General features: G+C 68.2%; 6 protein-coding genes, 3 tRNA genes and 1 pseudogene. 6 read left to right on the top strand and 4 right to left on the bottom strand.

The window, feature by feature from the left end:
• The first annotated feature begins 339 nt into the window (after positions 1-339).
• The 4 genes from GH736_RS18200 to GH736_RS18185 all read left to right on the top strand — a co-directional run bounded on the left by GH736_RS18200 (position 340) and on the right by GH736_RS18185 (position 1,161).
• A tRNA-Glu gene (locus GH736_RS18200) sits at positions 340-412 on the top strand.
• A gap of 53 nt (positions 413-465) precedes the next feature.
• Positions 466-539 (top strand) — tRNA-Asp (locus tag GH736_RS18195).
• Between the two features lie 90 nt (positions 540-629).
• Positions 630-705, top strand: a tRNA-Phe gene (locus GH736_RS18190).
• 111 nt (positions 706-816) lie between these two features.
• Positions 817-1,161 carry a hypothetical protein gene (locus GH736_RS18185; protein ID WP_159605846.1) on the top strand — a complete coding sequence of 115 codons (345 nt, stop codon included), beginning with the start codon at positions 817-819 and terminating at the stop codon, positions 1,159-1,161.
• A gap of 22 nt (positions 1,162-1,183) precedes the next feature.
• Here GH736_RS18185 and GH736_RS18180 read toward each other — a convergent pair whose 3' ends face one another.
• Both GH736_RS18180 and GH736_RS18175 read right to left on the bottom strand, forming a co-directional pair.
• Positions 1,184-1,759, bottom strand: coding sequence for a mismatch-specific DNA-glycosylase (locus tag GH736_RS18180; protein ID WP_159605844.1), 576 nt, complete (start codon positions 1,757-1,759; stop codon positions 1,184-1,186).
• The gene (locus tag GH736_RS18175) at positions 1,740-2,282 is read right to left on the bottom strand and encodes a winged helix-turn-helix transcriptional regulator (protein ID WP_159605842.1); all 543 of its coding nucleotides are present in this window, start codon (positions 2,280-2,282) and stop codon (positions 1,740-1,742) included. Before GH736_RS18175 ends, GH736_RS18180 begins: the two co-directional genes overlap by 20 nt.
• Positions 2,283-2,389: 107 nt before the next feature.
• Here GH736_RS18175 and GH736_RS18170 point away from each other — a divergent pair, with 107 nt between their 5' ends.
• A complete protein-coding gene (locus tag GH736_RS18170; RefSeq protein ID WP_159605840.1) occupies positions 2,390-2,989 on the top strand; it encodes a dihydrofolate reductase family protein in 600 nt (199 codons plus the stop codon).
• Between the two features lie 83 nt (positions 2,990-3,072).
• Here GH736_RS18170 and GH736_RS18165 read toward each other — a convergent pair whose 3' ends face one another.
• Together GH736_RS18165 and GH736_RS18160 are read right to left on the bottom strand one after the other, a co-directional pair.
• Complete coding sequence (locus GH736_RS18165) at positions 3,073-3,285, bottom strand: helix-turn-helix domain-containing protein (RefSeq protein WP_159605838.1); 213 nt, start codon at positions 3,283-3,285, stop codon at positions 3,073-3,075.
• Positions 3,285-3,785 (bottom strand): DUF2975 domain-containing protein, encoded by a 501-nt coding sequence (locus tag GH736_RS18160; protein ID WP_159605836.1) that lies wholly within the window; start codon positions 3,783-3,785, stop codon positions 3,285-3,287. The genes GH736_RS18165 and GH736_RS18160 overlap by 1 nt, the downstream gene beginning before the upstream one ends.
• A 187-nt stretch (positions 3,786-3,972) precedes the next feature.
• Between GH736_RS18160 and GH736_RS18155 the strand changes: the two are divergent.
• Positions 3,973-4,206 (top strand): annotated as a pseudogene (locus tag GH736_RS18155) (helix-turn-helix domain-containing protein); the annotation flags it as partial.
• Positions 4,207-4,235 lie beyond the last annotated feature (29 nt).

Raw genomic sequence — 4,235 nt, 5'->3', positions numbered from 1 at the left:
GGAGCGTGCGGGCGGCGGGCGTGCGGGCGGCGGGCGTGCGGGTGCCGAGCATCCGGGCGCCGGCTGTCGGCGTGCGCTGGCTGGTTCGGTCCATGGTTCCCCGTCCACGCGGGCTCTGCGCCCCGCGCTCCTCGCTCTCGTGCGGGCATTGGCAGCCTTCACGATAGGTGCGGGCCCGGCGCTTTCCGGGCATTTCGGGCGCGTGTGGCGGATGCCGCAGGCGGCCGCTCGTGGCATCCGCAGCCCTCGTTCCGGCCGCCGTCGGCCCTCGTTTTGCGCTTGTGGGCGTTGGCACGTATGCTTGGCTGTCGGCGGCCGAGCCCCTGGGCAAAGCCACCCGGCCCCATCGTTTAGTGGCCTAGGACACCGCCCTTTCACGGCGGCAGCACGGGTTCGAATCCCGTTGGGGTCACACGACGAGGTCCAGTACAATTCAATAGCCGGTGTTGCAAGACACCACATCGAGGCCCTGTAGCGCAGTTGGTTAGCGTGCCGCCCTGTCACGGCGGAGGTCGCGGGTTCAAGTCCCGTCAGGGTCGCTCAGGCGACAAGCCCTTTCCCTTACGAGAGAAGGGGCTTTCTCCTTATTCGAGGCATCAGCCCCGGTTTCGATCGGTCGGATGCCCCGCGGCTCTGTAGCTCAGTTGGTAGAGCGTTCGACTGAAAATCGAAAGGTCACCGGATCGATGCCGGTCGGAGCCACCATCGAAACCCCCGGGCGATGCCCGGGGGTTTTCTCGTTCCCTGCTTTGCCGCAGCGGCCCCAGTGAGGTCAAGCCCCTTCGTGCGACGGATGAGTCGAGCGACGATGGATGGATGGACCGGATACATTACGCGGGCGACTCCGTCGTCACTGGTTCGGCGATCGCTCGAGCGGTGCTGGAGTACGCGAAGGCCTTGGCGAAGGCGAACCAATCCGAGACCGTGGAGATCCCCACGCTCGCATCTGACGGGTCGATCAGCAGGTCGACACTGCTCATCGGCCCCGCGAGCCAACTGATCGCCGACGTCGAGCCGCCCGAGGGCGGCGCCGACGGCGAGGAGATCGTCGATGACGAGTTGGTCCGACACTTCCACGCGGAGACGGCGAAGCTGACGCAGCACGCATACCCGGCGCGCGGCAGTGACACGTCCGATCCTGCGTGGATGGACGAGCTCTGAGCACCGACGGCGAGTCACGGGATCAGGCGCGGTAGGGCTCGATTCCGGCCGCGACGGCCACCTCTCGGTAGGCCGACGCGAGGTCGGCCAGCGATGCGTGGGCGTTGAGGCCGCTCGGGTTGGGCACCACCCACACCTGGGAGCCGCCCCAGTCGCGAAACTGCCGACCGACGCGCGCCTTCGGCTCTTCGAACGCCACCCGGTACGCGCTGATGCCGAGCACGGCGACCACCCGCGGCTGCACGGTCGCCACGCGCTCCCGCAACGCGGCGCCCCCCGCTCGCAGCTGCGCCGGTGACAGCTCGGCGGCGCGGGCCGTGGCCTGCTGCACGATGCAGGTGATGCCGATCCCGCGATCCCGGAGGTGACGCACGTCATCGGGAGCGAAACCCTCCGACGCATCGATGAGCCGATCGGTGATGCCGGCTCGGTACAGGGCGGGCCAGAAGCGGTTGCCTCGCCGTGCGAAGTGCGCCTGCACGGCCACGGTGAGCAGCCCCGGATTGATGCCCACGATCAGCAGGCGCGTCGGGTCGGGGATGAGATCGGGAAGCGTCCTGCCGGTGAACGCCGCCAGCTCAGCCCGGCTGAAGCGCATGCCGCGTCGCCGTCGGCCGGTCATCCGTCTCGCCGTCGCCGCGGGCGAGCTCGGCCTCGTAGGCGGCGCGGAGCTCGCCGAACGGCGACGACTCGCCGGCCGGTCGCGGCACGCCGAGGTGCTGTTCGCGCAGCTCGTCCATGAACCGGTCCCAGAACTCGGGCCCGCCGCGCTCGAGCAGTTCGGCGCGCACGGAGAGCTCGCGGCTCGCCGGCAGGTGCCGACGCCCCCAGGCCCCGAGTTGTGCCAGCACCGGCACGAGCTGGATCGCCGGCTCGGTGAGGCTGTAGACGACCTTCTGCTTGTGGGTCGGGTCGGGCGCCCGCGAGACCATGCCGAGCTCCGTCAGCCGACGAAGGCGGTCGGCGAGGATGTTCGATGCGATGCCCTCGTCGGATTCGGCGAGCAGCTCGTTGAAGTGCCGCCGGTTCCCGAACATCATGTCGCGGATGACGATGAGCGACCACTTATCGCCGAACACCTCGAGTGACAGGTTGATCGGACATCCTGACCGCTGGTCCATGCCCGACCTCCCGATCTCCGACCTCGCATATTCCACTTGCAGGCTACAACCGGTCTGCGCTAGCCTGCCAACCGATTGCATTTCACAACCAGTTGAGGAGACCGATCGTGACCAAGGTGTACAGCGATCTCGCCGTCTCGGCCGACGGCTTCGCCACCGGCCTGAACCAGCGCGAGGACGCGCCGTTCGGCGACATCGACGAGAACTGGCTGCACGGGTGGATGTTCGAGACCGCCGACGAGAACCGTGCGGAGGTCGACGCGATCGTCGACTCGGGCGCGACGATCATGGGCCGCAACATGTTCGGGCCAGTGCGCGGCGAATGGGACCGCGACTGGCGCGGCTGGTGGGGACCCAACCCGCCGTACCACGGGCCGGTCTTCGTGCTGACCCACTTCGCGCACGACCCGATCGAGATGGAGGGCGGCACGACCTTCCACTTCGTCACCGACGGCATCGAGTCAGCGCTCGAGCAGGCGAGGGCCGCGGCAGGCGCCAGGGACATCTCGATCGCGGGCGGACCGTCGACGGTGAACCAGTACCTGGCGGCCGGGCTCCTCGACGAGCTGCGGCTGCACGTGACGCCCTGCGTGCTCGGCGCGGGCGAACGCGTCTTCGACGGCGTTCCCGCGCAGCAGTTGCAGCTCATCTCTGTGCGCCCCGCATCGCGGGTGACGCATCTGACGTACCGGACGGTGCGTCCATAGCGCCCGCCTCGGGCCTTCCAGGTCTGCTGCCGGATGCCGCACCGCATTCGTTCCGCGTGATGGCGCCGTCATGCGCCTCCGACTCAATCCTCGTCGGGCACCCACTCGAGGAGGTCGCCCGGTTGGCAGTCGAGCACCTGGCACATCGCGGCGAGCGTGCTGAAGCGCACGGCCTTCGCTCGCCCGTTCTTGAGCACGGCCACGTTCGCCGGCGTGAGCCCGACCCGATCCGCGAACTCCCCGACGCTCATCTTCCGTCGGGCGAGCTCGACGTCGATCCGCACCACGATCGGCATCAGATCACCTCCTCCAGATCGGCACGCAACGCTGCGGCCTGCCCGAGGAGCGCACGCATGACGATCATGAGCAGGAGCACGACGCTCGTCGCGAGCCCGATGCCGAAGAGCACGATCGGGATCCCGGGGTCGCGGATCTCGGGCGTGAAGTAGATGAACGCGACGAGGTAGCCGAAGACGCCGAGCATCAGGGTCCAGACGGCGGCGATCGTCCACACGATCACATCCACCCAGACGAACGCCTGCCGACTGAAGATCAGGTCGGTCCTGACCATGTCGAGCAGGCGCCAGATGCAGACGAGGATCACCTGCACCGCCACCAGGACCAGGATCGAGAAGGCGAGCATCAACCACGGGATGTGCACGAACTCGGGCCGGACCTCGCGGGCCATCTGCATGAACTCGCCGGGGACGCTGAGGAACTCGGCGACGACGAGGCCGGCGAAGAAGAGGACAAGCAGCACCTTGAGCGGGACGATCACGCGGTCGAGCTTCAACATGGATCGACTCTCGCGCAGTACCTATCGTTTGTCAATTGATATCGAACGATCCTCTTGCAATCCAAGGCACTTGGGCGCCCGTCAGCACGCCCGGCCCGTTCTATGATCGAACGCGTCGTTCACGATCTGATCGACACGGATGCCGCGGACTCGAACGCGTCCGCAGGCGGCGACGAAGGGGGCGACGATGGCCGACGAGACCGCTGCCGCGCCGCAGTCGCAGACGCTGTCCCGTGGCATCCGGATGCTGGAGATCCTCGCCGACGCCCGTGAGCCGCTGACGATCGACGAGCTCGCGAGCCGCCTGGGCGTGCACCGCTCGGTCGCGTACCGGCTGCTCCGCACGCTCGAGCACCACCGACTGACGGTGCGCGACGCGCGCGGGCGCATCGTGCTCGGCGCCCGGCTCGCGGCCCTCGCTCGACGGGACGGAGCTCGGTGAGCTGATCT

Origin of the sequence: Agromyces humi, from assembly GCF_009720255.1 — a bacterium.
In the GTDB taxonomy this organism is placed as follows: Bacteria; Actinomycetota; Actinomycetes; order Actinomycetales; family Microbacteriaceae; genus Agromyces; species Agromyces humi.
Note: the sequence above shows the minus strand (reverse complement) of the source record. Positions and strands in the feature narration are given on the sequence as shown.